This window comes from Sphingomonas sp. R1, from assembly GCF_025960285.1.
Lineage (GTDB): Bacteria > Pseudomonadota > Alphaproteobacteria > Sphingomonadales > Sphingomonadaceae > Sphingomonas.
In genome coordinates, this window is record NZ_CP110111.1 from 2,542,074 (window position 1) to 2,566,593 (window position 24,520).

At 66.4% G+C, this 24,520-nt stretch carries 22 protein-coding genes; 18 read left to right on the forward strand and 4 right to left on the reverse strand.

Features of this window, described 5'->3' with window-relative positions; translation table 11 throughout:
• Positions 1–13 precede the first annotated feature (13 nt).
• Complete coding sequence (locus tag OIM94_RS12195; protein ID WP_264609903.1) at positions 14–829, reverse strand: pyruvate, water dikinase regulatory protein; 816 nt, start codon at positions 827–829, stop codon at positions 14–16.
• A gap of 377 nt (positions 830–1,206) precedes the next feature.
• Between OIM94_RS12195 and hemE the strand changes: the two genes are divergently transcribed.
• The 4 genes from hemE to OIM94_RS12215 all read left to right on the forward strand — a co-directional run bounded on the left by hemE (position 1,207) and on the right by OIM94_RS12215 (position 4,900).
• Positions 1,207–2,163, forward strand: coding sequence for a uroporphyrinogen decarboxylase (gene hemE, locus OIM94_RS12200; RefSeq protein WP_264606991.1), 957 nt, complete (start codon positions 1,207–1,209; stop codon positions 2,161–2,163).
• On the forward strand, positions 2,160–2,612 hold the full coding sequence (locus OIM94_RS12205) for a CopD family protein (RefSeq protein WP_264606992.1): 453 nt from the start codon (positions 2,160–2,162) through the stop codon (positions 2,610–2,612). The genes hemE and OIM94_RS12205 overlap by 4 nt, the downstream gene beginning before the upstream one ends.
• A gap of 176 nt (positions 2,613–2,788) precedes the next feature.
• A complete protein-coding gene (gene rho / locus OIM94_RS12210; RefSeq protein WP_010542711.1) occupies positions 2,789–4,045 on the forward strand; it encodes a transcription termination factor Rho in 1,257 nt (418 codons plus the stop codon).
• A 135-nt stretch (positions 4,046–4,180) separates the two neighbouring features.
• Positions 4,181–4,900, forward strand: a complete 720-nt coding sequence (locus tag OIM94_RS12215; protein WP_264606993.1) for a TerC family protein — start codon at positions 4,181–4,183, stop codon at positions 4,898–4,900.
• Between the two features lie 45 nt (positions 4,901–4,945).
• Here OIM94_RS12215 and OIM94_RS12220 read toward each other — a convergent pair whose 3' ends face one another.
• Together OIM94_RS12220 and OIM94_RS12225 are read right to left on the reverse strand one after the other, a co-directional pair.
• A complete protein-coding gene (locus OIM94_RS12220) occupies positions 4,946–5,641 on the reverse strand; it encodes a dienelactone hydrolase family protein (RefSeq protein WP_264606994.1) in 696 nt (231 codons plus the stop codon).
• On the reverse strand, positions 5,638–6,117 hold the full coding sequence (locus OIM94_RS12225; RefSeq protein WP_264606995.1) for a methylated-DNA--[protein]-cysteine S-methyltransferase: 480 nt from the start codon (positions 6,115–6,117) through the stop codon (positions 5,638–5,640). Before OIM94_RS12225 ends, OIM94_RS12220 begins: the two co-directional genes overlap by 4 nt.
• A 53-nt stretch (positions 6,118–6,170) precedes the next feature.
• Here OIM94_RS12225 and OIM94_RS12230 point away from each other — a divergent pair, with 53 nt between their 5' ends.
• The 14 genes from OIM94_RS12230 to OIM94_RS12295 all read left to right on the forward strand — a co-directional run bounded on the left by OIM94_RS12230 (position 6,171) and on the right by OIM94_RS12295 (position 22,468).
• Complete coding sequence (locus OIM94_RS12230; RefSeq protein ID WP_093296285.1) at positions 6,171–6,407, forward strand: DUF6489 family protein; 237 nt, start codon at positions 6,171–6,173, stop codon at positions 6,405–6,407.
• Between the two features lie 8 nt (positions 6,408–6,415).
• Positions 6,416–7,699 carry a tRNA uridine-5-carboxymethylaminomethyl(34) synthesis GTPase MnmE gene (mnmE, locus tag OIM94_RS12235; protein ID WP_264606996.1) on the forward strand — a complete coding sequence of 428 codons (1,284 nt, stop codon included), beginning with the start codon at positions 6,416–6,418 and terminating at the stop codon, positions 7,697–7,699.
• Positions 7,700–7,782: 83 nt separating this feature from the next.
• Positions 7,783–9,618, forward strand: coding sequence for a tRNA uridine-5-carboxymethylaminomethyl(34) synthesis enzyme MnmG (gene mnmG, locus OIM94_RS12240; protein WP_264606997.1), 1,836 nt, complete (start codon positions 7,783–7,785; stop codon positions 9,616–9,618).
• Entirely contained in the window at positions 9,615–10,238 is a 624-nt protein-coding gene (rsmG, locus tag OIM94_RS12245) for a 16S rRNA (guanine(527)-N(7))-methyltransferase RsmG (RefSeq protein WP_264606998.1), read from the forward strand. The genes mnmG and rsmG overlap by 4 nt, the downstream gene beginning before the upstream one ends.
• Entirely contained in the window at positions 10,235–11,017 is a 783-nt protein-coding gene (locus OIM94_RS12250; RefSeq protein ID WP_264606999.1) for a ParA family protein, read from the forward strand. The genes rsmG and OIM94_RS12250 overlap by 4 nt, the downstream gene beginning before the upstream one ends.
• A complete protein-coding gene (locus tag OIM94_RS12255; protein ID WP_264607000.1) occupies positions 11,014–11,910 on the forward strand; it encodes a ParB/RepB/Spo0J family partition protein in 897 nt (298 codons plus the stop codon). The genes OIM94_RS12250 and OIM94_RS12255 overlap by 4 nt, the downstream gene beginning before the upstream one ends.
• A 62-nt stretch (positions 11,911–11,972) precedes the next feature.
• A complete protein-coding gene (locus OIM94_RS12260; RefSeq protein ID WP_264607001.1) occupies positions 11,973–13,166 on the forward strand; it encodes an FAD-binding domain-containing protein in 1,194 nt (397 codons plus the stop codon).
• Positions 13,167–13,277: 111 nt separating this feature from the next.
• Entirely contained in the window at positions 13,278–13,934 is a 657-nt protein-coding gene (gene upp / locus OIM94_RS12265) for a uracil phosphoribosyltransferase (protein WP_264607002.1), read from the forward strand.
• A gap of 160 nt (positions 13,935–14,094) precedes the next feature.
• Positions 14,095–16,749: a glycoside hydrolase family 3 C-terminal domain-containing protein gene (locus OIM94_RS12270; RefSeq protein WP_264607003.1), complete on the forward strand. Its 2,655-nt coding sequence runs from the start codon at positions 14,095–14,097 to the stop codon at positions 16,747–16,749.
• A gap of 73 nt (positions 16,750–16,822) precedes the next feature.
• The gene (locus OIM94_RS12275; RefSeq protein WP_264607004.1) at positions 16,823–17,761 is read left to right on the forward strand and encodes a DUF808 domain-containing protein; all 939 of its coding nucleotides are present in this window, start codon (positions 16,823–16,825) and stop codon (positions 17,759–17,761) included.
• An 86-nt stretch (positions 17,762–17,847) separates the two neighbouring features.
• Positions 17,848–18,348, forward strand: coding sequence for a 2Fe-2S iron-sulfur cluster-binding protein (locus tag OIM94_RS12280; protein ID WP_264607005.1), 501 nt, complete (start codon positions 17,848–17,850; stop codon positions 18,346–18,348).
• Positions 18,345–19,328 (forward strand): FAD binding domain-containing protein, encoded by a 984-nt coding sequence (locus OIM94_RS12285; protein ID WP_264607006.1) that lies wholly within the window; start codon positions 18,345–18,347, stop codon positions 19,326–19,328. Before OIM94_RS12280 ends, OIM94_RS12285 begins: the two co-directional genes overlap by 4 nt.
• A gap of 14 nt (positions 19,329–19,342) precedes the next feature.
• Complete coding sequence (locus tag OIM94_RS12290) at positions 19,343–21,532, forward strand: xanthine dehydrogenase family protein molybdopterin-binding subunit (protein WP_264609904.1); 2,190 nt, start codon at positions 19,343–19,345, stop codon at positions 21,530–21,532.
• 198 nt (positions 21,533–21,730) lie between these two features.
• Positions 21,731–22,468, forward strand: coding sequence for a Crp/Fnr family transcriptional regulator (locus tag OIM94_RS12295; RefSeq protein WP_264607007.1), 738 nt, complete (start codon positions 21,731–21,733; stop codon positions 22,466–22,468).
• Between the two features lie 3 nt (positions 22,469–22,471).
• On the opposite strand, the gene OIM94_RS12300 is transcribed toward OIM94_RS12295, so the two are convergent.
• A complete protein-coding gene (locus OIM94_RS12300) occupies positions 22,472–24,406 on the reverse strand; it encodes an ATP-binding protein (protein ID WP_264607008.1) in 1,935 nt (644 codons plus the stop codon).
• Between the last annotated feature and the right edge of the window lie 114 nt (positions 24,407–24,520).

The following is a 24,520-nucleotide window of genomic DNA, read 5'->3' on the forward strand; positions in this document are numbered from 1 at the left end:
ACAAGAGTGGGCATTATCGGCGGTCCATTTCACGGTCGTTGCACAGCTGGATGATCGCGGCGGCGGTTTCCTCGATCGAGCGGCGGGTGACGTCAATCACCGGCCAGCCATTGTCGGCGAACATCCGGCGGGCGAAGGCAATCTCGCGCTGCACGGCTTCCTGATCGACATAGTCGGTCTCGGGCGCCTGGTTGAGCGAAAGCAGCCGGTTGCGGCGGATCTGCACCAGCCGGTCGGCGCTGGTGGTGAGCCCGACGATCAGCGGCCGCTTGAGCTGGAACAGCTTGGCTGGGGGCGGGGACTCCACCACGACCGGGATGTTCGAGACCTTGTAGCCGCGGTTGGCGAGATAGATCGACGTCGGCGTCTTCGACGAGCGCGACACGCCGGCGAGCAGGATGTCGCTTTCCTCCCAATCCTCCCAGCCGATGCCGTCGTCATGCGCGATGGTGAACTGGATCGCGTCTACCCGCGCGAAATAGGCTGCGTCGAGCATGTGCTGCCGGCCAGGCCGGGCCTTGGCTTCCTGGCCGAGCAGGTTGGAGAGCGCGTGGCTCACCTGGTCGAGCGGCGCGATCGCCGGCAGGCCCAGCGCGCGGCAACGCGTCTCCAGCATGCGGCGGATGTCGCGATTGACCAGCGTGTAGATCACCAGCCCGGGGTTCTGCGCGATCTCCTGCAGGATGCGTTCCAGATGCGCCTCGCTGCGCACCATCGGCCAGAAATGGCGGAGCGGCTCGACATCGTCGAACTGCGCCAGCGCCGCCTTGGCGATGTTTTCCAGCGTCTCGCCCGTGGAATCCGAGAGCAGGTGCAGGTGCAGCCGCATCAGGCTGGGGAGCGATCTGTGCATAACATGACGAACAAGCGGTAGCGTAACCGCAGCACCCGGCCAACCCGCCGAGATTCGGGAAAGCCCGACTGATTCGTCCACAGCCGCATCCCCAGCCTGTCCTTTCCATGCACAGGCTGTGAGTCTTGTGGACAGATTTTCCGAATCCGTGCGATTCCGTATGGCGACAGGAGTCAAATTGTTGGCAACCGACTCACATCGCCATAAGCCCCGGCTTTCACCGGCCAACAGACTCCAACATCCTGAGAATCGAATCTTCTAGTAGTGGGATCCCGGCTCTGACCTTTAGCGCTTCCAAGCCGCTGCTCGCGACCCTGCAAGGGACTCGCCAGCCCGTTCCGCCCGTCTGGCTCATGCGCCAGGCTGGGCGATACCTGCCCGAATATCGCGCGCTCCGTGCCGAGAAGGGGGGATTCCTTGCCCTCGCGATGGACTCCGAGTCCGCATCGGAAATCACCCTCCAGCCGATCCGCCGCTTCGGCATGGACGGGGCAATCCTGTTTTCCGACATCCTCGTGGTGCCGATGGCGCTCGGCCAGCAGCTGTGGTTCGAGACCGGCGAAGGCCCGAGACTCGCCCCGACGGTGACCGCGCGGGACGTGCTCGACGGCTTCGATGCCGATTCCAGCGTCCTGGAGCCCATCTACGGCACGATTCGACGGGTGAAGGCGGTACTGGACCCCACGACCACCTTCCTTGGCTTTGCGGGCTCTCCCTGGACCGTGGCGACGTACATGATCGCCGGGCAGGGGAGCCGCGAGCAGGCCGAGGCACGCCGCCTTGCCTATCGCGACGAAGGTCTGATGCAGGCGCTGGTGGATCGCATTGCCGACCAGACCATCGCCTATCTCCGCGCCCAGGCCGAGGCCGGCGTCGAGGCGGTGCAGTTGTTCGACAGCTGGTCGGGTAGCCTCAGCCCCGCCCAGTTCGAACGCTGGGTGATCGCCCCCAACGCCCGGATCGCGGCCGCTGTTCGGGATCTGGTGCCCGTGATTGGATTTCCGAAGGGGGCAGGGGGCAAGCTTGCCGCCTATGCCCGCGAAACCGGAGTCGATGCGATCGGACTCGACGAGACGGTCGACCCCGCCTGGGCCAATGCGGTGCTGCCGGAGGGGCTGCCGGTGCAGGGCAATCTCGATCCGCTGGCGCTGATCACCGGCGGGGCGGTGCTCGACAACGCCATCGACCGAATCCTCGCGGCGTTCCCGGAGCGGCCGCATGTGTTCAACCTGGGGCACGGCATCCTGCCCGACACGCCGATCGCGCATGTCGAGCAGCTGCTGGCCCGCGTGCGGGGGACTTCGGCATGATCGGCTGGCTGGGCGGTGCCTATCTTTGGGTGAAGGCGTTCCACGTCATCTTCGTGATATTCTGGATGGCGGGGCTGTTCCTGTTCCCACGCTACCTGATCCACCACCAAGAGGCGCTCGGCACGCCCGAGGCGGCGGCCTGGGCCAAGCGCGAGGGGATGCTCAAGCGGATGATCCTCACCCCCTCGATGCTCATCGTCTGGGTGCTCGGGTTGGCGCTCTCGGCCAATATCGGGCTGTTCGACGGGCAGGCGGGGATCGGCTGGCTCCACGCAAAGCTGTTGCTCGTCGTGCTGCTCAGCGGCTATCATGGCTGGGCGGTGGGCTATGCCCGGAAGCTGGGCCGCGGCGAGGCGCCGATCGCGACCCTCACGCTGCGCTTCCTCAACGAAGTCCCGGCGCTGGCGCTGGTCTTCATCGTCATTCTCGCGGAGGTGAAGCCCTTCTGAGAATCATCGCGATCAGCGCGCCTAGATCTGCGCCGAATCGCAGTTGACTTGGAGCACCCCGCTACCTAATTTTGTAGCCGTGTACCGAACCCCGGTACATCCTTCCTCCAAGCATCGAATCCTGCGCGTACACATCGCCGATCGACGCTCTCCCCCTACGAAATTCCGGACCTTCCATGCATCTCAAGGACCTCAAGAAAACCGCCCCCGCCGAGCTGGTCACCATGGCCGAGGCACTGGGCGTCGAGAGCGCGTCGACGCTGCGCAAGCAGGACCTGCTCTTCGCCATCCTAAAGGCCCAGGCCGAACAGGGTGACCAGATCATGGGCGAAGGCACGATCGAAGTGCTGCCCGACGGCTTCGGCTTCCTCCGTTCGCCCGAAGCCAATTATCTCGCCGGCCCAGACGACATCTATGTCAGCCCCAACCAGGTCCGGAAGTTCGGCCTGCGCACCGGCGACACGGTCGAGGGCGAGATTCGCGGGCCCAAGGACGGCGAACGCTATTTCGCCCTGACCAAGCTGGTGAAGGTCAATTTCGACGATCCGGATGCGGTGCGCCACCGCGTCAACTTCGACAACCTGACCCCGCTCTACCCAGAGCAGAAGCTGCGCCTCGACACGCTCGACCCCACGGTCAAGGACAAGTCGGCCCGCGTGATCGACATCGTCGCGCCGCAGGGCAAGGGCCAGCGCGCGCTGATCGTCGCGCCGCCGCGCGTCGGTAAGACCGTGCTGCTGCAGAACATCGCCAAGGCGATCACCGACAATCATCCCGAGGTCTTCCTGATCGTGCTGCTCATCGACGAGCGCCCGGAAGAAGTCACCGACATGCAGCGTTCGGTGAAGGGCGAAGTGATCAGCTCGACCTTCGACGAGCCGGCCACGCGACACGTCCAGGTCGCCGAGATGGTGATCGAAAAGGCCAAGCGCCTGGTCGAGCACAAGAAGGACGTGGTGATCCTGCTCGACTCGATCACCCGCCTCGGCCGCGCCTACAACACCGTGGTGCCGAGCTCGGGCAAGGTGCTGACCGGCGGTGTCGACGCCAACGCCCTGCAGCGCCCGAAGCGCTTCTTCGGCGCCGCGCGCAACATCGAGGAGGGCGGCTCGCTCTCGATCATCGCCACCGCGCTGATCGATACCGGCAGCCGCATGGACGAAGTGATTTTCGAAGAGTTCAAGGGCACCGGCAACTCGGAAATTGTCCTCGACCGCAAGGTGGCGGACAAGCGCATCTTCCCGGCGCTCGACGTCGGCAAGTCGGGCACCCGCAAGGAAGAGCTGCTGGTCGAAAAGGCAAAGCTCACCAAGATGTGGGTGCTGCGCCGCATCCTGATGCAGATGGGCACCGTCGACGCGATGGAATTCCTGCTCGACAAGATGAAGGATTCGAAGACCAACGAAGACTTCTTCGACAGCATGAATCAGTAAGCGGGGCAGTCGCTATCGTGATTTCGGAAAGGCCGGGCGCGGATGCCCGGCCTTTTTGCGTTCGTGCGCAGGGAACGTCTCCCCGCGGGCATGCGTAGGCGTTGCGTGCGCCGATCAGGGCGCTAGGGTTTTGCGATGATCGATCTCCTTCTCAGCGCCGCGGCGGCGGGCATCGGCTCCCCGCTCGATATCTGGCAGCACATCGTTGCCGACTTCTCCAATCTCGGCGATCCGGCGGCACTGGCGGCGTTCGGATCGGTGCTGATGATCGACCTGGTCTTGGCCGGCGACAATGCGATCGTCGTCGGTGCGCTGGCGGCGGGACTTCCGGCAGACCAGCGCAAGAAGGTGATCCTCATCGGCATCGGCGCGGCGCTGGTGCTGCGGATCGCCTTTGCGCTGATCGTCAGCTGGCTGATGGGGATCGTGGGGCTGATCTTCGCGGGCGGATTGCTGCTGCTCTGGGTCAGCTGGAAGTTCTGGCGCGAGATCCGCCATGGTGGCGAGAGCGCCGGGTCGGATGAGATCGCCGGCGACGAGCATTCGGGTGTGCGGGCTGCGCGTAGCTTCGCCGGGGCCGCTTGGGCTGTCGCGGTCGCCGACGTCTCCATGAGCCTCGATAATGTGCTGGCGGTCGCCGGCGCGGCGCGCGAGCATCCGGGAATCCTGGTGGTCGGGCTGCTGCTGTCGGTGGCGCTGATGGGGCTGGCGGCGAACCTGATCGCCAAGCTGATCGATCGCTACCGCTGGATCGCCTATTTCGGTCTGGCGGTCATTGTCTTCGTCGCGTTCAAGATGATCTACGAAGGCTGGGTGGGCACTGCCGAGACCGCGGGGATCACCAGCCTGTTCTGATGCCTCCTGGCCCCTCCCTGCGGTGCGGGGAGGGGTGGAAGGACCTCAGCCGAGGTTCACGGCGAAGAAGTCGGCAGTGCGCTTGTCGGCAAGCTGCGCGGCCTCTTCCGAACGCCGCTTGCCAAGTTCGGCGGCGAAGCCATGGTCCTCGCCTGGATAGTCGTACAGTGTGACCTTGGGGTGATCGTCCAGACCCTCATGCATCTTGGCCTGCACCTCGGGCGACACGAAGTGATCGGCCACCGGAATGTGCAGCATGAGCGGCTTGGCGATGGCATGCTTCTCGCCGAGCAGGCCGTCGATCCCGACGGCATAATAGCCGACGCTCGCATCGATATCGGTCCGCGCCGCCGTCATGTACGCAAGGCGGCCGCCCAGACAGAAGCCGACCGCGCCCACCTTGCCACCGCCCAGTTCGGCCCGTGCTACCTGGATGGTCGATTCGATGTCGGCGATGCCCTTGTCCTGATCGAACTTGCCGAACAGGTCGAACGCCTGCTGCATCTCCTCGGGCACGTCTGCATCCAGTTCGATGCCGGGCTGGAGACGCCAGAACAGGTCCGGCGCGATCGCCAGATAGCCTTCCTTGGCGAAGTCCTCGCACTTCTGGCGGATACCCTCGTTCACGCCGAAGATTTCCTGGATCACGATGATGGCGGCGCGCGGCGTGCCTTCTGGGCGCGCGACATAGGCGGAGAAGCTGCCGCTCTCGTCCAGCGCGTCGATCGTCAGGGTGCTCATAGCAGATACTCTCCGGTTAACCGCCGCTCAAGATCGAGCAGCCAGGATTTGGTCGTCGGCCCATCGCCGGCCGAATAGGCGCCCAGTCCGCCATCCTGGTTTACCACGCGGTGGCATGGGACAACGAGCGGGAAGGGATTACGGGCACAGAGCTGGCCGATCGCGCGTGCGCTGGAGCCCAGCGCGCGGGACAAGGCGCCATAGCTGATCGTCTGTCCGAACGGCACCGCGATCAAGCCATCCCGTAGGATAGTCCCCCGAGGCGTCGCGGCTGGCGCGAGCGGCAGTGCGAAGCCCTGGCGTTCGCCGGCAAACCATTGTTCGATCTGCTCCGCCGCCACACGCACCGCCGCCGCCGTCCCGCGCGCGGCGGCGGCGTCCACGCCGATCAGGATGCGGTGCAGCTGCCCCTCCTCGCCTTCGATCCGGATCGGGCCGATGGGCGTTGCGATGAGGGCATGGTCGCGCGCATACATGCGATACGGCCTAGCAGGGGGTCGGCGATGCGCTCAAGCGCGGAAGGGATCACATGAAGATCAACGTCGAAGTCGAATGCACGCCGGAAGAAGCGCGCCGCGCCATGGGGCTCCCCGATCTCACGCCGGTGCATGATCGCTACGTGAAGCTGATGGTGCAGGCGATCGAGAATCACGGCACGCCGGAAGGCTTCGAGCAGATGATGCGCAGCTGGGCGCCGATGGGCGAGGCGGGCATGAACTTCTGGCGCGGACTGTTCGACGCGGCGACCAAGAAGCCGGGTAGCTGAAAAGACCGATGGACACGATCTTTGCGGTTTCCAGCGGCGCGCCGCCCGCGGCGATTGCCGTCTTGCGGATCAGCGGTGCCCGCGCCTTTGCTGCGGTGCAGCAGCTGGCAGGTGATGTTCCTGTTGCAAGGCATGCTGCGCTGCGAACCTTGCGGGACACGCATGGGGAGCCGCTCGACCAGGCTCTGGTTCTGGTCTTTCCGGGTCCGCGATCGGCAACCGGCGAGGATCTTGCCGAGCTCCATCTGCATGGCGGCAGGGCGGTGGTACGGGCGGTGGAGGCGGCGCTTGGCGCCATGGAGGGGCTCCGCGCTGCGGAGGCAGGAGAATTCACCCGGCGGGCGCTGCTCAACGGCAGGCTGGATCTGACGGCGGCGGAGGGCCTCGGCGATCTGCTGATGGCAGAAACCGAGGCGCAGCGTCGTGCGGCGGTCCGGACTGCAGGCGGTGCGGTACGCCGCCATGCCGAAGATTGGACTGCCCGTCTGGTCGGTATCGCCGCGCGCATCGAGGCCGAGCTTGATCATGGCGACGAGGATGATGTCGCCGGCGTCGATCCGCTGCCGGCCCTGCGGTGCGCCGCGGCCGCGCTCGGGCACGACATTGCCGCCGTCGCATCACGGCCGCCGGTGGAACGGTTGCGGGACGGGCTTCGTGTCGTGCTGGGTGGTCCTCCCAATGCCGGCAAGTCGACACTGTTCAATGCGCTGGCCGAACGCGACGCGGCTATCGTGTCGCCCATCGCCGGTACGACGCGCGACCGGATCGAGGTGCCGGTGGTGCGTGAGGGCGTCGCATGGCTATTGGTCGATACGGCAGGGCTTGCCGAGGCGATGGACGATCCGATCGAGGCGATCGGCGTCGCGCGCGCGCGCGACGCCCTCGACGAGGCGGACCTTCTGCTGTGGCTGGGCGATGATGCTCCGCCCGCGCATCCCAGTGCGCTGTGGGTGCATGCGCGTGCCGACGCGGCGGATCGCCCCGAGGCGCACCGCGCGCAGATCGTCGTCTCGGTGCATGAGGGCAGAGGCGTGGATGCGCTGTGGCAGCGCATGGCGATCGCTGCCGCGGCGTTGTTGCCGCCGCCGGACCTCGTCGCGCTCAACGCGCGCCAGCGGGAATGGTGCCTCGTGGCTGTCGAGGCGTTGGGACGCGCAGCTGCGCTCGAGGATCCTTTGCTGTTCGCCGAGGAACTCCGCGCGGGGCGGCGGGCGCTTGATGCCATTACGGGCAGGGCGGCGGTGGAAGATGTGCTGGATGCGCTCTTCGGAAAATTCTGTATAGGTAAATAAAGTGTTTCACGTGGAACGCTGAACGAGCGCGTTCCGGCGCACCGCCTCTGGACAAGCGCGGCGCGAAAGCGTTTAGCGGATCCATGCAATTCGATGTGATCGTGATCGGGGGCGGCCATGCCGGCACCGAGGCGGCAGCCGCGGCCGCGCGCCGCGGCGCACGCACGGCGCTGCTCAGCTTCGATCTTGCCAAGCTCGGCGCGATGTCGTGCAACCCCGCGATTGGCGGGCTCGGCAAAGGGCACCTGGTACGCGAGATTGATGCGCTGGACGGGCTGATGGCGCATGCCGCCGATGCAGCCGGCATCCATTACAGGATGCTCAACCGTTCCAAGGGAACGGCAGTGCAGGGGCCCCGTGTGCAGGCTGACCGCACCCGCTACGCGGCGGCGATCCAGGCAATGCTCAAGGCGCAGCACGGGCTCACCCTTGTGGAGGGTGAAGCGGAAGCGCTCATCCTGGAGGGTGGACGGATCGCCGGGATCCGGCTTCGCGATGGCAACACGATGGCGACGCGGGCAGTCGTTCTCGCGACCGGCACCTTCCTGGGCGGTCGCCTGTTCCGGGGCGAGGAGCGGTTCGATGGTGGCCGGGTAGGGGAAGCGTCGGCACTTCGGCTTGCCTCCCAGCTGCGGGAACTGGCGCTGCCGATGGGTCGGCTGAAGACCGGCACGCCGCCGCGGCTCGATGGTCGCACGATCGACTGGGCGCGCACCGAGGAGCAGCCCTCGGATGCCGAACCCTGGACGATGTCCGCGATGACCGCGTCACGGCCACTGCCTCAGTTGCACTGCGCCGTCACGCGCACCACCCAGACCACCCATGATGCGATCCGCAGCGGGCTGGATCGATCGCCCTTATTCACGGGTGCAATCGAGGCACAGGGTCCCCGCTATTGCCCCTCGATCGAGGACAAGGTGCATCGCTTCGGCGATCGCGATGGTCACCAGATCTTCCTCGAGCCGGAGGCGCTGGACGATCACTGGATCTACCCCAACGGCCTTTCGACCTCGCTGCCGGTGGACGTGCAGGAAGCCATGGTCGCTTCCATTCCAGGGCTTGAGGCCGCCAAGATCACGGTGCCGGGCTATGCCGTGGAATATGACTATATCGATCCGCGCGCGCTGGAATCGACCCTGGCGCTGCCGCAAATCCCCGGCCTGTTCTTCGCCGGGCAGATTAACGGCACCACGGGCTATGAGGAAGCAGGCGGGCAGGGGCTGGCCGCCGGCGCCAATGCCGCAGCGCTCGCGCTGGACATCGCGCCCTTGGTCTTGGACCGCGCGACGTCCTATCTGGGGGTCATGGTCGATGACCTGGTGCTGCAGGGTGTTACCGAGCCTTATCGGATGCTGACCGCCCGTGCGGAATTTCGCCTGCGTTTGCGCGCCGACAATGCGGAGACGCGGCTGGGTCCAATTGCAGAGACGCTCGGCTTGCTGGGCGAGACCCGCCGGCAGCGGCTTGCGGCCCGGCGCGGAGGGCGAGCGCGGTTGGATGCGGTCTTTGCGATCGAGCGTACCGCCCATCAGCTCGCGGCACGCGGTGCTCCGGTTGCGCAGGATGGTGCCCGGCGCCCCGCGCGCGAGTGGCTGCGGTTTCCCGGTGTGACCCTTGACCAGGTGCTCGACGCCATGCCGGAGGCGGATCCACTGCTGCTGGCTGAATATGTCGAGGATGCGCGGTATGCCCCTTACCTCGAGCGCCAGGATGCGGAGGTCGCGCAGTTGCGGGCCAACGACGCCGTCAAGCTGCGCTCGGATATGGCCTACGGTTCCATTCCTGGGCTCTCAAATGAAATGGTGGAGCGGTTGACGGCGGCGGCGCCCGAAACATTGGGGGCGGCCGCGCGCATTCGCGGCATTACGCCTGCGGCACTCTCCGCAATCCTGCTGCACGCCCGGAAGGTTCCCGTATGACCGAAGACGACGCTCGATCCTGGGTTCGAGAGCGATATGGTGTTTCACGTGAAACACTGCTTTCTCAGTTTGGTGACCTCCTGGTTTCCGAGTCCGAGCAACAGAACCTCATCGCCCGGTCCACGCTGGACACCCTCTGGTCACGTCACCTGACCGATTCCGCGCAGCTTGTGCCGCTGTCAGAGGGATCGGGCGAGGGGATATGGCTGGATGTCGGGAGTGGGGCCGGACTTCCGGGGATTGTGGTTGCCATTTTGACCGAACGTCCGGTGGTGCTGGTGGAACCCCGCGCCAAGCGCGTCGCTTTCCTCCGAGACACTGCCGAGCAACTCGGTATCGCTAACCGAGTTACGGTCGTAGCGAGCAGGGTTGAGTCCTATCGCCCGCCGGCTCCCGTCGCGATTGTATCCGCTCGCGCGGTCGCGGAACTCTCGGCGCTAATCTTATCCACAGCACATTGCACCGATTCGTCCACAGTCTGGTTGCTGCCAAAGGGCCGCAGTGCACAATCGGAGGTGGATGCAGCGCGCGCGAAATGGCAAGGTCGGTTTCACGTGGAACCCAGCATCACGCAGCCGGACTCGGGCATCGTGGTCGCAACACAGATAGGCGCCAGATGATCACGATCACGATCGCCAATCAGAAGGGCGGGGTGGGCAAGACCACGACCGCCATCAACGTCGGCACGGCGCTTGCCGCTACCGGAAAGCGCGTGCTGCTGATCGACTTCGACCCGCAGGGCAATGCCTCGACCGGCCTCGGCATCAGCCACGGCGCACGCGAGCACTCAAGCTATGATCTGCTCGTCACCGACGCGGATCTGGAGGATGTGGCGGTCCCGACCAACGTTCCCGGGCTCGATGTCGTGCCGGCAACGCAGGACCTGTCCGGTGCTGAGATCGAGCTGATCGAGTTCGACGCGCGGACGCACCGGCTCGATGCGGCGATCAAGCGCCATCGTGCGGCGCGCTGGGATGTGATCCTCGTCGATTGCCCGCCCTCGCTGGGTTTGCTGACCGTCAACGCGATGGTAGCGGCGCATGCCCTGCTGGTGCCGCTGCAGTGCGAATTCTTCGCGCTGGAGGGCCTCAGTCAGTTGCTCAACACGGTTGAACGTATTCGCACCCGCTTCAATCCAGGCTTGTCGATCCTGGGCGTTGCGCTGACCATGTATGATCGGCGCAATCGTCTTACCGACCAGGTTTCAGAGGATGTGCGGGCGGTGCTGGGGCGGGTGGTGTTCGACACCGTCATCCCGCGCAATGTCCGCCTCTCGGAAGCACCCAGCCACGGCGTGCCTGCGTTGATCTATGATCATCGCTGCGCAGGTTCCGAGGCCTATATCGCGCTCGCCCGCGAAGTGATCGACCGTCTACCCAAGTTGCAGAAAGCCGCATGACCGATTCCCCCGCCGCCGCCCGTAAGCCTCGTCCTGGTCTCGGTCGCGGCCTTTCCGCGCTACTTGGCGAAAGCCTTCCGGAAGAGCCGATCAAGGGCAACCCGACCAGCAGTTCGGGCGTCCGGATGCTGCCGATCAGCTCGCTGGTCGCCGATCCCAATCAGCCGCGCCGACACTTCGACGAAGAAGCGCTGGATACCCTAGCTGAGTCGATCCGTACCCGGGGCCTGATCCAGCCCATCTTCGTGCGTCCGCATGGCCAAAGCTTCCAGATCGTGGCTGGCGAGCGCCGTTGGCGGGCGGCACAACGTGCGCGCCTCCACGAGGTGCCGGTGATCGTTCGCGAGTTGAACGATGCCGAGACGCTCGAGATCGCGCTGATCGAGAACATCCAGCGTCAGGACCTCAATGCGATCGAAGAAGCCGAGGGCTATGCGCGGCTGATCCGCGAGTTTGGCCACACCCAGGAGGCACTCGGCAAGATCGTCCACAAGTCGCGCAGCCATATCGCCAACCTGCTCCGCCTTCTCGACCTGCCGGAAGCGGTTCGCGAGTTGGTGGTCGATCGCTCGCTTGAAATGGGCCATGCGCGCGCGCTGATCGGCGCACCGGATCCGGAAAAGCTGGCACGGGAAGTGGTGGCGAAGGGCCTTTCCGTGCGTGACGCGGAAAAGCTGGCCCGAACCGCGAAGCCCGCACCGAAGCGCAAAACCAGCGAATCCAGCAACGAGCGGGACCCCGATATTGCGGCGCTGGAGCGGCATCTCGGCGACGTGCTCGGGTTGAATGTGCGTATCGCGCACGCGGAGAAGGGTGGGGCGCTTACCGTCAGCTATTCGACGCTCGACCAGCTCGACATGCTCTGCCAGCGACTGAGCGGCGAACGGATCTGATTTCTCCGCTCTGTCCCTAGTGGCAGGTTTGACCTTGTGCGGCAGCATGGCACGATTAACCCATGCTGCTTTCTGCGCCTGGCCGTGGGCCGATTCTGTCCTTCGACTTTCCGTTGTCGCGCAGTGCAGCCGAAGCGCGGCTGGCTGCATTCCTGCCCCATGCCGGGCGGGCCTATACCGACCATCGCAATGAAGACCATGGGGCAGGGAGGCATCATGGCGTTTCCCGCCTGTCTGCGGCGCTGCGTCGACGGTTGATCAGCGAAGAAGAGGTTGCCCGTGCGGTGGTTGCGCAGCACGGCGCCGACGCGGCCGGGAAGTTTCTCGCGGAGCTGGTCTGGCGTACGTACTGGAAGGGGTGGCTGGAACAACGTCCCGCTGTGTGGCGCGATTGGCGGGATGCCTGTGCCGCTTGGGACACCCGCACCTTGCCGGAGGGTTATGCGGCCGCGACTTCAGGGAAGACTGGCATCGACGCCTTTGACGCGTGGGTGCAGGAACTGCTGGAAACCGGGTATCTCCATAACTGGGCGCGGATGCAGTTTGCATCGATCTGGATCTTCACGCTCGGTCTCCCGTGGGAGCTCGGCGCGGCGTTCACTTTCGAGTATCTCATCGACGCGGATGCCGCATCGAATACCTTGTCGTGGCGTTGGGTGGCCGGACTGCATACCAACGGCAAGGCCTATTTCGCCAATGCAGAGCGCATTCATGCGCGCACCGGCGGGCGTTTTCGCCCAATGGGATTGGCGGAAGAGGGTGATGTTCCACGTGGAACAACGCCGCCGGCGTCGATGCCGCTTCGCGCCGTGACAAGGCCGGTCGCCGACACCGCGACGATGTTGCTCGTCACCCCGGAGGATCTGTCCCTGGAGACAGAACCGGACCTGGCGCAAATCGACGTCCGGTATGTGGTCGCTTGCCGCGCACATTGCAGGGGCGCCGGTGACATTGCGGCGGTGGCAGACGGTCTGCAGCGGGCCGCCAGCCATTGGCGAGCCCCAGCCGCCTGGGTCAACGACCTCGACGCGCTGTTCGCATTTGCAGTCGGGCAGGAATGCCGCCAGATCCTCACCGGCTATCTGACGATCGGTCCTATCGCCGACTCTGTTGCGACAGCTACGTTGCCGCCCGCGATGACCCTCGCGGAGCACCATCGTGAATGGGACCGCCGGGCCTGGCCTCATTGCTCGAAAGGCTATTTCGCACTCTCGAAACAGATCCCCATGTTGCTGCGTGCCGCAGGCATCGGCTGAGGCAACGCCGCATAATGCGGTCGGCCTGGTAAATATTCGCTTAAAGACGTCCGGCGGTGGATCCTAAGAAGCATCCTTGCACGAGCTCCCGGCATCCTGCACGACAATCGCATGGCTGCTTCCGACCCCACCCCCGAAGGGCTGACAATCGTCACCCACCCTCTGGTGCAGCATCGGCTGACGCGTCTGCGCGATCGTACGACGGCGCCGGCGCAATTTCGGGCCGAACTGCGCGCCATCTCCATGCTGCTCGGTGCCGCTGCGCTCGCCGATCTTCCGTTGCGTGTCGGGGCGATTGAAACGCCCGTTGCCGGCATGCTGGCGCCAGTGCTGGATGGGCTGCCGCTGGTGATCGCGCCGGTACTCCGCGCCGGGCTGGGGATGGCGGACGGAATAGTCGATCTGATGCCGGAGGCATCCGTCGCGCATTTGGGGATGCACCGCGATCCGACGACGCTTGATGCTGTCGAATATTATTTCAACGCGCCCAAAGATCTCGCCGGGCGACTCGTCGTGCTGGTCGATCCGATGCTGGCGACCGGGCACAGCGCAGTTGCGGCACTCGATCGGCTGAAGGGGTCAGGGGCGCGCAACCTGCGGTTTGTGTGTCTGCTTGCCGCCCGTCCCGGCGTTCTGGCGGTGCGCGCCGCGCATCCGGACGTGCCGATCTGGGCGGCGGGGCTGGATGCTGATCTCAACGATCATGGCTATATCGTGCCGGGGCTAGGCGATGCCGGGGATCGCATCTTCGGCACGGGTCACGCGTAGGATTTCGCTGTCCTAGCCGGAATGATAGCGCTAACCTTGCGGTCGGTCGCGATCCTGAACAGCATAAGAGTGGGCCCCCGACGACCCGACGCTGCATGTGTTCTCCCTATAGTGGCGGGCCGTGCGGGCGTTCGAAACCATGGGCCTGCGGGAGAGAGACATGCATCGCATTGCCCCCGTCGCCTTGCTCGCCGCCGTGCTCGCGCCTCTGCCTGCGACGGCGCAGACCACGCCGGATCCGCGTGCCGACGCCGACGCCAAGGCGGCAGCGATCGTCGCCCAGCTAACCACGGACGAGAAGCTCGGGCAGCTGCTGAATGTCGCACCGGCAATTCCGCGGTTGGGCATCCCCCGCTACAATTGGTGGACCGAATCGCTGCACGGTGGGCTCGGCACCGTGCCAACCACCAATTTCCCCGAACCGATCGGCCTTGCCGCCAGCTTTGATGCGCCGCTGGTCCAAGACGTCGCCACGGCGATCAGTCGCGAAGTGCAAGGTCTGCATGCCCTGGCGCGAGAAACAGGTCGCCTGGGCCGCATCGGCACGGGTCTGGATACCTGGTCGCCCAACATCAACATCTTTCGCGATCCGCGCTGGGGCAGGGGGCAGGAGACCTATGGCGAGGATCCCTTCCTCACCGCGCGCATGGGCGTGGCATTCATTGCAGGCATGCAGGGGCCGAACCCCGATCTGCCCGACGTGATCGCCACGCCCAAGCATTTCGCTGTCCATAGCGGCCCGGAATCGACGCGGCACGCCGCGAACGTCTTCATCTCGCGCCACGATCTGGAGGATACCTATCTCCCGGCCTTTCGCGCCGCGATCGTGGAGGGCAAGGCGGGATCGGTAATGTGCGCCTATAACCGCATCGACGGCCAGCCCGCCTGTGCCAGCGACGAATTGCTCAAGTCGCATCTGCGCGGTGCCTGGGGCTTCAAGGGCTATGTCGTGTCCGATTGTGATGCGGTGAAGGACATCAGCGACAACCATCATTACGCACCGGACGGGGCCACGGCGGTCGCGGCGGCGATCCGCGCAGGGGTCGACAATGAATGCCACACCCAGACCCTGACCGATACGGCCGGGCTGGGTGACCGCTATCGTGAGGCCCTCGCCAAGGGATTGATAACGCAGGCGGAACTCGACCGTACGCTGACCCGCCTGTTCTCCGCGCGGCTGCGCAACGGCGATCTCCCGGGGATTCGCGCCAGCCATGGCAGACGCAGCGATATCGGCACGCCCGCGCACCGGGCGCTGGCGCTGCAGGCCGCGGAGCGGAGCCTGGTGCTGCTCAAGAATGACGGCCTGCTGCCGCTCAAGCCAGGTAGCCGGATCGCGGTTATCGGCCCGCTCGGGGACGCGACGCGCGTGCTGCGCGGCAACTATTCCTCGCCGCAATCGGGCATGCCGGTATCGGTCGTGGAGGGCCTGCGCCGCGCCTTTCCTGCAGCAGAGGTTCGCTACGCGCCCTTCGGCTCCTCGGTCACGGACGGCGATCCGGTGCCCGGCTCGGCGCTCCGTACCCCGGACGGGAAGCCCGGCCTGCTCGCGCGCTATTACAACCCGGTCACGCCGCCCCCCGCCGAATTCGCCCCCGGCACCTTCGGCGAAGCGACCAAGGCGATGACGTTCGCCAGCGCACCGGTCGTGACTCGGGTGGAGGCGGACGTGTCCGCACGCAGCCTCGATCTGGCCCAGGTCTCGGATCATCACCGCACGACATGGACCGGCTATCTCGTGCCGCCGGAGACCGGCACCTATCGCCTCGGCCTCGCCGGTTTCGCCGGCGAGATGCGTTTCGAAGGCAAGCCCTTCGTCGATCTCAGCAAGGGCGGGTGGGGGACGCTGCCGACCATGCGCGAGGTGCAGCTCATCCAGGGCCGACGCTATGCGATCGAGGTGCGGACGGACGAGCATGTCCTGTCCGGCATCGATCTCGTCTGGAAGCGGATCGCGGCAGATCCCATGGCGGAGATGAAGGCCGCCGCAGCCCGCGCCGATGTGCTCGTCGCGGTGGTGGGGCTCACCTCCGATCTCGAAGCCGAGGAATCGCCGCTGCAGATCCCCGGTTTCAAGGGAGGCGACAAGACCAGCCTCGATCTGCTGCCGGATCAGCAGGCCCTGCTGGCGGCAGCCCGGGCGACCGGCAAGCCGCTGATCGTCGTTGCCATGAACGGCAGCCCGCTCAACCTCGCCTGGGCCAAGGACAACGCGGCGGCGATCCTCGAAGCCTGGTATCCGGGCGAGCAGGGCGGGACCGCGATCGCCAATGTCCTGTCCGGCAAGACCAACCCCTCCGGCCGCCTGCCGCTCACCTTCTACCGCAGCGTCGACGATCTGCCGCCCTTTGGCGACTATGGCATGCGAGGGCGAACCTATCGCTATTTCACCGGCACGCCGGTCTATCCATTCGGTTTCGGTCTCAGCTACACCAGCTTTGCCTATGGTGCGCCGGTAGTCGACCGGGCAGAGGGCGGGCCAGGCACCGGGCTGGTGGTTACGGCCGAGGTGCGTAATATCGGCGCGCGCGCGGGCGACGAGGTGGCTCAGCTCTATCTCAACTTCCCCGACGAGCCCGGCACGCCCAAGGTGGCGCTGCGAGGGTTCCAGCGCGTGTCGCTGCAGCCGGGCGAGGTGCGGAAGCTGCGGTTTTTGCTGTCCCAGCGGGATCTGAGCGCTGTCACGCCGGAAGGGCGCCACCGCCTGTTCGCCGGCACCTATCGTGTGACGGTGGGCGGCGGCCAGCCCGGCACCGGCGCACCAAGCGCCTCGGTGCAGTTCAAGCTCGCCAAGGCGGTCGATCTTCCCGATTGAGCGGACCTTCTCGCCACCCGCGTGCATTTCCGCTTCATCTCGGCTAGCGCGGGATCAACATGAGGGGGATTTGATGGCGGGTGGCCTGGTCGCATTGCTGGACGATATCGCGGCGCTGGCGAAACTGGCGGCGGCATCGCTGGACGACGTCGCCGGGGCGGCGGGCAGGGCCGGTGCCAAGGCCGCGGGGGTCGTGATCGACGATACCGCGGTGACGCCGCGCTATGTCGTGGGGCTCACCCCCGATCGGGAACTGCCGATCATCGGCAAGATCGCATTGGGTTCGATCGCCAACAAGCTGCTGGTGATCCTGCCGCTGGCGTTGCTGCTCAGCGCGTTTGCACCCTGGGCACTGACGCCGATCCTGATGCTCGGCGGCACTTATCTGTGCTTCGAGGCGGCCGAGAAGATCCTCGAGGCGCTGACCGGCGGCCATGGTGCGGACGAAGTGACCGCGATCACCGATCCCAAGGCGCTGGAGAAACGTCAGGTGCTGGGCGCGATCCGCACCGATCTGATCCTGTCGGCCGAAATCATGGTCATCGCGCTGGCGCAGCTGCCTGCCGACATGTCGTTCGTCACCCGCGCGGGGGCGCTGGTTCTGGTGGCGCTGGCGATCACCATCGGTGTGTACGGTGTCGTCGCGCTGATCGTGAAGATGGATGATATCGGCCTGCACCTCAGCCGTGGCGGTGGGGCAGGCGGCATGGCGGTGTTCGGGCGTGGGCTGGTGAACGCGATGCCGGTACTGCTGACCGCGCTCTCCCATATCGGCGTGGGCGCCATGGCCTGGGTCGGCGGCGGTATCCTGCTGCACGGGCTGGAGGAATTCGGGCTGGGCACGGTGCCGCACGCGCTACATCACTGGTCCGAGGTGGCGGGGGCGGCAACGGGTCCGCTCGGCAGCGTGGTCGAATGGCTCGTCTATGCACTCGGGTCGGCGGTGGCCGGGCTGCTCGTGGGCGGGATCGTCGCGGGGCTGCTGCACCTTATCCCACGCAAGGCGCACTGAGGTTCGAAGGATCCTCCCGGTATTGGGAGGATCTCGGACCGATCCCGCTCCCTGCGCGTTCGCCCCCCTGACCAGGGAGGCCCCGCATGCCCATCACCATCAACGGCGTCGAACATGAGCTCGATGTCGATCCCCGTACCACTCTGCTTGATTTCCTTCGCCGCGATGCCGGCCTCACCGGCACCAAGAAAGGGTGCGATCACGGCCAGTGCGGCGCGTGCACGGTGCTGCTCAATGGCCAGCGGATCAACAGCTGCCTCACCCTCGCGGTGATGCATGAGGGCGACAGCGTCACGACCATCGAAGGGCTTGGCACTCCCAATGCCCCGCACCCGCTGCAGGCAGCGTTCGTGCGGCATGATGGCTACCAGTGCGGCTATTGCACCCCGGGCCAGATTTGCTCGGCCAAGGCGATGCTGGACGAGATTGCGGCGGGCTGGGCCAGTGTGGTCAGCGACGATCTCGCGGGCACGCCCGTGCTCAGCGAGGACGAGATCCGCGAGCGGATGAGCGGCAACGTCTGCCGCTGCGGCGCCTATTCGAACATCGTGGCGGCCATCGTCGACGTCGCGGGGGCGCGGGCATGAAGCCGTTTGACTATCAGCGCCCGCATGGGCTGGGCGACGCGCACCATCTGCTCGTCGACGACGGCGCCAAGCCGATCGCCGGCGGCACCAACCTGCTCGACCTGATGAAGCTGGAGGTGGAGACGCCACAGGCGCTGGTCGACATGAACCGTCTGCCGCTCGGCGGCATCGAGGCGGACGGGGAAGGGCTGCGAATAGGCGCACTGGTCTCCAACAGCGCCTGCGCCGCCGATCCTCGCATCCGCGCGGACTATCCGGTGCTGGCGCGAGCGATCCTGGCAGGCGCGACCTTCCAGCTGCGAAACAAGGCAACGACCGGCGGCAATCTCTGCCAACGAACGCGCTGCTATTATTTCACCGACCTCTCCCAAGCCTGCAACAAGCGGGCGCCAGGCACAGGGTGTGCGGCAATCGGAGGGTTCAACCGCATCCACGCGATCCTGGGCGCGAGCGACGCCTGCATCGCCACCTATCCCGGCGACATGGCCGTCGCCCTCTCGGCACTCGACGCGACCGTCGAGATTGTCGGCTCCAGCGGCGACAAGCGACTGGTGCCGGTGCGCGATTTCCATCGGCTTCCCGGCGATACACCCGAACACGACAATGTGCTGGAACCCGGCGACGTGATCACGGCGGTGCTGCTGCCGGCCTCGGTCCGCGGCACCCAGCTGTACCGCAAGGTGCGCGATCGTGCCTCCTATGCTTTCGCGCTGGTCTCGGTGGCCGCAGTGATCCAGATCGACGATGGCGTGATCGCCAGGGCGCGGCTCGCTTTTGGCGGGCTGGCGCACAAACCCTGGCACGATGCGCGGCTGGAAGCGTTGCTGGAGGGTCAGGCGCCCTCCGACGCGCTGTTCGACCAAGCCGCTGCCCTGCTGCTCGAGGACGCCCGTGGGCAGGGCAGCAACGACTTCAAGATTCCGCTGACGCGCCGCACGCTCAAGGCCGTGCTCCGCGAAGCCACGGGAGGCACGCTGTGACCCGCACCTACACGATGGAAAAGCCGGACGAGCGCAACCGGCTCGACGCGATGGCGCAGGGCATTATCGGTCTGCCGCTCGATCGGCCCGATGGCAGCGCCAAAACGACTGGGGTCGCGCCCTATGCCGCGGAATATGCGATTGCGGATTGCGCGGAAGGCGTGCTGGTGCTCTCGACGATCAGCCGCGGCGAGGTGATCGAGATCGAGTCCGCGCCGGTGCTGGCGATGCCGGGCGTGCTGGCCGTGATCGCCGATCCGCGGATGATCGCCCGGTCGGCGCAGGGCGGGGCGGGCAAGTCGCCCGTTCGCGAGATCCACAAGGTCGCATATTTCGGCCAGCCGGTCGCGCTGGTTGTCGCCGAGACGTTCGAACAGGCGCGCGATGCCGCTACCCGACTGCGTATCGCCTATCGCAGCGATGATCCCGCACGCGTGCCGCTCGATCAGGATGACGGGCACGCCACGCATGAGCCTTTCGGCGATCCCGTGCAGCAGGGCAATCTCGATGCGGCGATGCGCGACGCCGATCATGCGGTCGACGTGACCTACACGACCGAGGGGCATGCCAGCGCCGCAATGGAGCCGCATGCCAGCATCGCCGAATGGGATGGCAACACCCTCACTGCCCATTCGAGCCTGCAGATGCTAAAGTACAACCAGAAGGAACTGGCCGATGCGCTGGGGCTGCAGCCGGAGCAGGTCCGGCTCGTCGCGCCCTATGTCGGCGGCGGTTTCGGATCCAAGCTGGGGATCAGCGCCGAGCTGACCGCGGCCGCGGTGGCAGCGATCGAGCTTGGCCGGCCGGTACGGGTCGTAATGAGCCGCCAGCAGGTGTTCCAATGCGTGATGCGGCGCTCCGAGACGCGACAGCGTATCCGGCTTGCCGCCGATGCCGAGGGCCGGCTGCACGGCTTCGGGCATGAGGCCTGGGTCTCCAACCTGCCCGGCGAAAAGTTTGCCGAGCCGGTAACCCAGGCGAGCGAGTTCCTGTACCGGGGCGAGCATCGCACGCTGCGCATCGATCTCGCGCGGATCCACCGGATGACGGCGGGTTCGGTTCGCGCGCCGGGCGAGGCGGTGGGCATGCAGTGTCTCGAGGCGGCGATGGACGAGCTGGCGCTGGCGACCGGGATCGACCCAGTCGAGCTGCGGCTGCGCAACATTCCCGAGGAACATCCGAGCGAGGGGCTGCCCTACAGCTCGCGGCGGCTGGCGGAATGTCTCAAGGTTGGGGCCGAGCGTTTCGGCTGGGACGGCGGCGATCGCCGCCCGGGCCAGCGCCGCGAGGGCGAATGGTGGATCGGCACGGGCATGGCGACCGCCTGCCGCGTCCACAATCTGAACGAGGCGCAGGCCAGAGTGACGCTGTCGGTGGACGGTACCGCCATGGTCGAAAGCGACATGACCGATATCGGCACCGGTACCTATGCCATCCTCGGCCAGATCGCCGGCGAGATGCTCGGCCTGCCGCCCGAGAAGGTGCTCGTCCAGCTGGGCGATACGCGGTTTCCGCCAGGCTCAGGCTCGGGCGGCAGCTGGGGCGCGGCATCGACCGGCTCAGCCGTGTTCGTCGCGTGCGAGGCGATCCGCGAGCAGCTGGCCGGCATGCTCGACTGCGACGAAAGCGCGCTGACGCTCAAGGACGGCACCGCCATTTCGGGTAATCGCCGCATCCCCTTCACCGAGCTGCTCACGGCAGATCTGACCGAAACCGGCCATTTCAAGAATGGCGGCATCGACGAGACGCTGGCGATCGCGATGTACGGCGCGTTCTTCGTCGAAGTGGGCGTAAATGCCTATACCGGCGAGACGCGTGTCCGCCGAATGACCGGTGCGTTCGGGCTTGGGCGCGCGCTCAATGCGAAGACCGCGACGTCGCAGTGCCTGGGCGGCATGGTATGGGGCATCGGCAGCGCGCTGACCGAGGAACTGGTGTTCGACCCGCGCGACGGGCATCTCGTCAACCATGATCTGGCGGAATATCATGTACCGGTGCATGCCGATGTGCCGGCGCTGGACGTGGTGCTGGTCGACGAGCGCGATCCGGCAGGCAGCCCGCTTCAGGCCAAGGGCGTCGGTGAACTTGGCATCTGCGGCGCTGCCGGTGCCGTCGCCAATGCCATCCATCATGCGTGCGGCGTGCGCGTCCGCAGCTTCCCGATCACAGCCGACAAGCTTCTCGACGCCCTGCCCGCGGTTTGAACGGGCTCGCGCAAAACCTCGCGCAAAAAGGTAAATCTTATAGCAGGTTAATCCGAAATTGCTCTGTGTCGGAATTGCTCCTCGGTCCCGCCCCGGCTACGCGTCGTTACGCGCGCAGACGGTTCGGGATCGACGGCCGCCGCGCCGATCGCCGGCGTCAGCCGGTGAGGGACTCATCCAGCACAGGGGAGCATCTGGATGCCGAACTACCCGCTCACGCGGTTTAACGAACAGGGATCGCTGACGGAAGATGAAGCGGCCGTGCTGCGCGCGCTGGGGGAATCCGCCGCGCTGCATCGCCGGCAGAGCGTCATCCGGCGCGAGCGTGCCGCCGTCGACTCCATCTATATGCTGATAGAAGGCTGGGTGACCTCGGCGATCCGATTGCCGAGCGGCCAGCGACAGGTCGTGAAGGTGCATATCGCCGGCGACATGCTGGGTACCCCGAGCATGGTCCTGCACCACGCTGCGGACACGCTGACGGCGATCACCGATTGCCGCGTCGCTGCCCTGCCGCTGACCCGATTGCGCGAGTTGCTGATCGCCTATCCGCGGCTCGGGCCGTTGTTCTTCATGTCGGTGCAGGTCGAGCGGCTGGCGCTGATGGATATCGTCGCGGCGATGGGCAAGGCCTCGGCGCGCGAGCGGCTGGTGCGGCTGCTGCTCGATCTGCACGATCGCCTCGCCAAGATCGGCGCGGTGGAGAATGCCTGTTTCGACATGCCGCTGACGCAGGAACTGCTCGGAGACGTGCTGGGGCTCACCGCCGTCCACGTCAACCGCACGATGCGGCTGCTCGAGCGCGAGGGCCTGATCGCCCGGCACGGGCAGCGCATCAGCCTTGTCGACCTCGAGCGACTGCGGAAGATCTCGCCGGTGCCGCCGCGGCAGATCCGGTTCGATCCCGTCTGGCTGCCCGGCCCGGGCGAGATGTGACGCTCAGCCGAGCAGCGCGTCCACGGCGTCCAGCAGCTCGCGCTCGCGAAACGGCTTGCGGAGTTGCGGTACGTCCCCGGGCAGGTCCTCGGCGGTATCGGTATAGCCGGTCAGCAGCAGGAATGGCTGGGGCAGGCCGGCGCCACGGGCGCGGTGAATGAACTCGCCGCCGGTGCCGCCGGGCATCATGTAATCGGTGATGACCAGTGCCGTGCCCGGCGCCCCGGCGAGTACGGCCATCCCCTCGCTGAGCGATTCCGCTTCCGCCACCTGATGGCCGTGCGCCCGCAGCACTTCTGCCGCGGCTTCGCGAACCGCGGCATCATCATCGACCAGGAGGATTTCGGCCGTGCGCGTAGGCCGGTCGCGGACCGGATCGGCGATGGCATCGGGGGGCTCGGTCGCCGGCAGGACAAGCGTGGCGTTGGTGCCCTGGCCCGGCGTGCTTTCGAGTACCAGCCGACCCGCCGATTGCTCTGCGAAGCCATGGACCATCGACAGGCCCAGCCCGGTTCCGCGATCCCCGGTCTTGGTCGTGAAGAAGGGCTCCATCGCCCGGCGCAGGGTCGCAGCGTCCATCCCGCAGCCATCATCGCGTACGGCAAGCGCCAGATAGTCGCCCCGCGCCAGTCCGCGTGTTTCATCGCGGCGGGCGGGCCGGGCCGAGACGGTGATGGTGCCGCTGATCCGTCCGCCGGTCCGGATCGCATCGCGCGCGTTGATCACCAGATTGAGCACGGCCAGTTCGAGCTGGTTGCGATCGGCCCGCACCGCCGGCAGATCATTGTCAGCATCGATGGTGCAGCCGATCGCCGGTCCCACCGATCGTTGCAGCAGTTCGTGCAGATCGGTGAGCATCGTCCCGACCAGGATGGCCTCGGGCATCAGCGCCTGGCGCTTGGCATAGGCGAGCAGCCGCGCGACGAGGGTGCGGGCCCGTTCGGCACTATGGGTAGCGCTATCGATGTAGCGTAGCGCCTTGGCATCGTCGCCGATACGCGCGCGCAGCAGGTCCAGCCCGCCCAGTATCGGCGTCAGCAGGTTGTTGAGATCATGCGCCACGCCGCCGGTGAGCCGCCCCAGCGCTTCGAGGCGCTGGGCCTGCACGGTCGCCGCCTGGCGCTGGCGAAAGCGGCGGAGCTCGACGACCAGGGCGAAACCCAGCGCGGCGAAGAGGGTCAGTGCCAACAGCCCCCCCCCGATCAGCACCATGCGCGTCTGCCGGGTAAGCGCGGTGAAGCTGCCCCGCGGAACGGCTACTTCCACCCGCCATCCTGCCTCCGGAATGGCGACACGCGTCGCCTGCGCGGCGTCCTGATCCAGCGCACCGGATTGGGCGACCAGCGCGCCGCGCCCGTCGAACAGCCGCAAGCGCCACCCGGGCGGCACGTCCTCGGAGCGCAGCAGACGCTGCATGGCCCGCGCCGGCACGACCGCGGAGACGACATAGCGGGCGGCGCCGTCCTGGAGGACGGGTGCCCGCACGGCGAAGGCAACGGCGCCGCCAGGCCCACGGACGACATGCCCCACCTGCGGCCGGCGCGTTCGCACCGTTTCCGCAAGGCTCGCCCCGTCTACGACTTTGCCGAGATGGCCGCCAATGGGACGTGGCAGGTCGAGGATCCGGTTGCCGGCCGGATCCGCGATGCTCAGCGTGCTCCAGTCGGGGTGATCCTCCATCAGCCGCATTCCCAGTTGGGAGAATCGCGGCCGGTCGATGGCGGAATCGAGCGAAGGCGAACGGCTGATCATCTTCACCGCGTCCAGCGTTGCGGCGATCTCGCTCCCTATCAGGCGCGCGGTGGAGCGACTGGCGAGCGCTGCCTGCCGATCCAGCGACGCACGCTGTTCCCGCAAGGTCACCGCGCCATAGGCCGCGCCGAGCACGACGATCGGCACCATGCCGGTCAGACCCATCAGGATCAGCGAACGTCGCACCTCTGGACCGTCCCCGTTACAAGGGACAACTAGGTCCCTGCTGGAGCAGGCATGTATTTCACGAGAAAAGTCAAACCTATATCCTGGATCAATACCTAACCCGTAACGACGCGG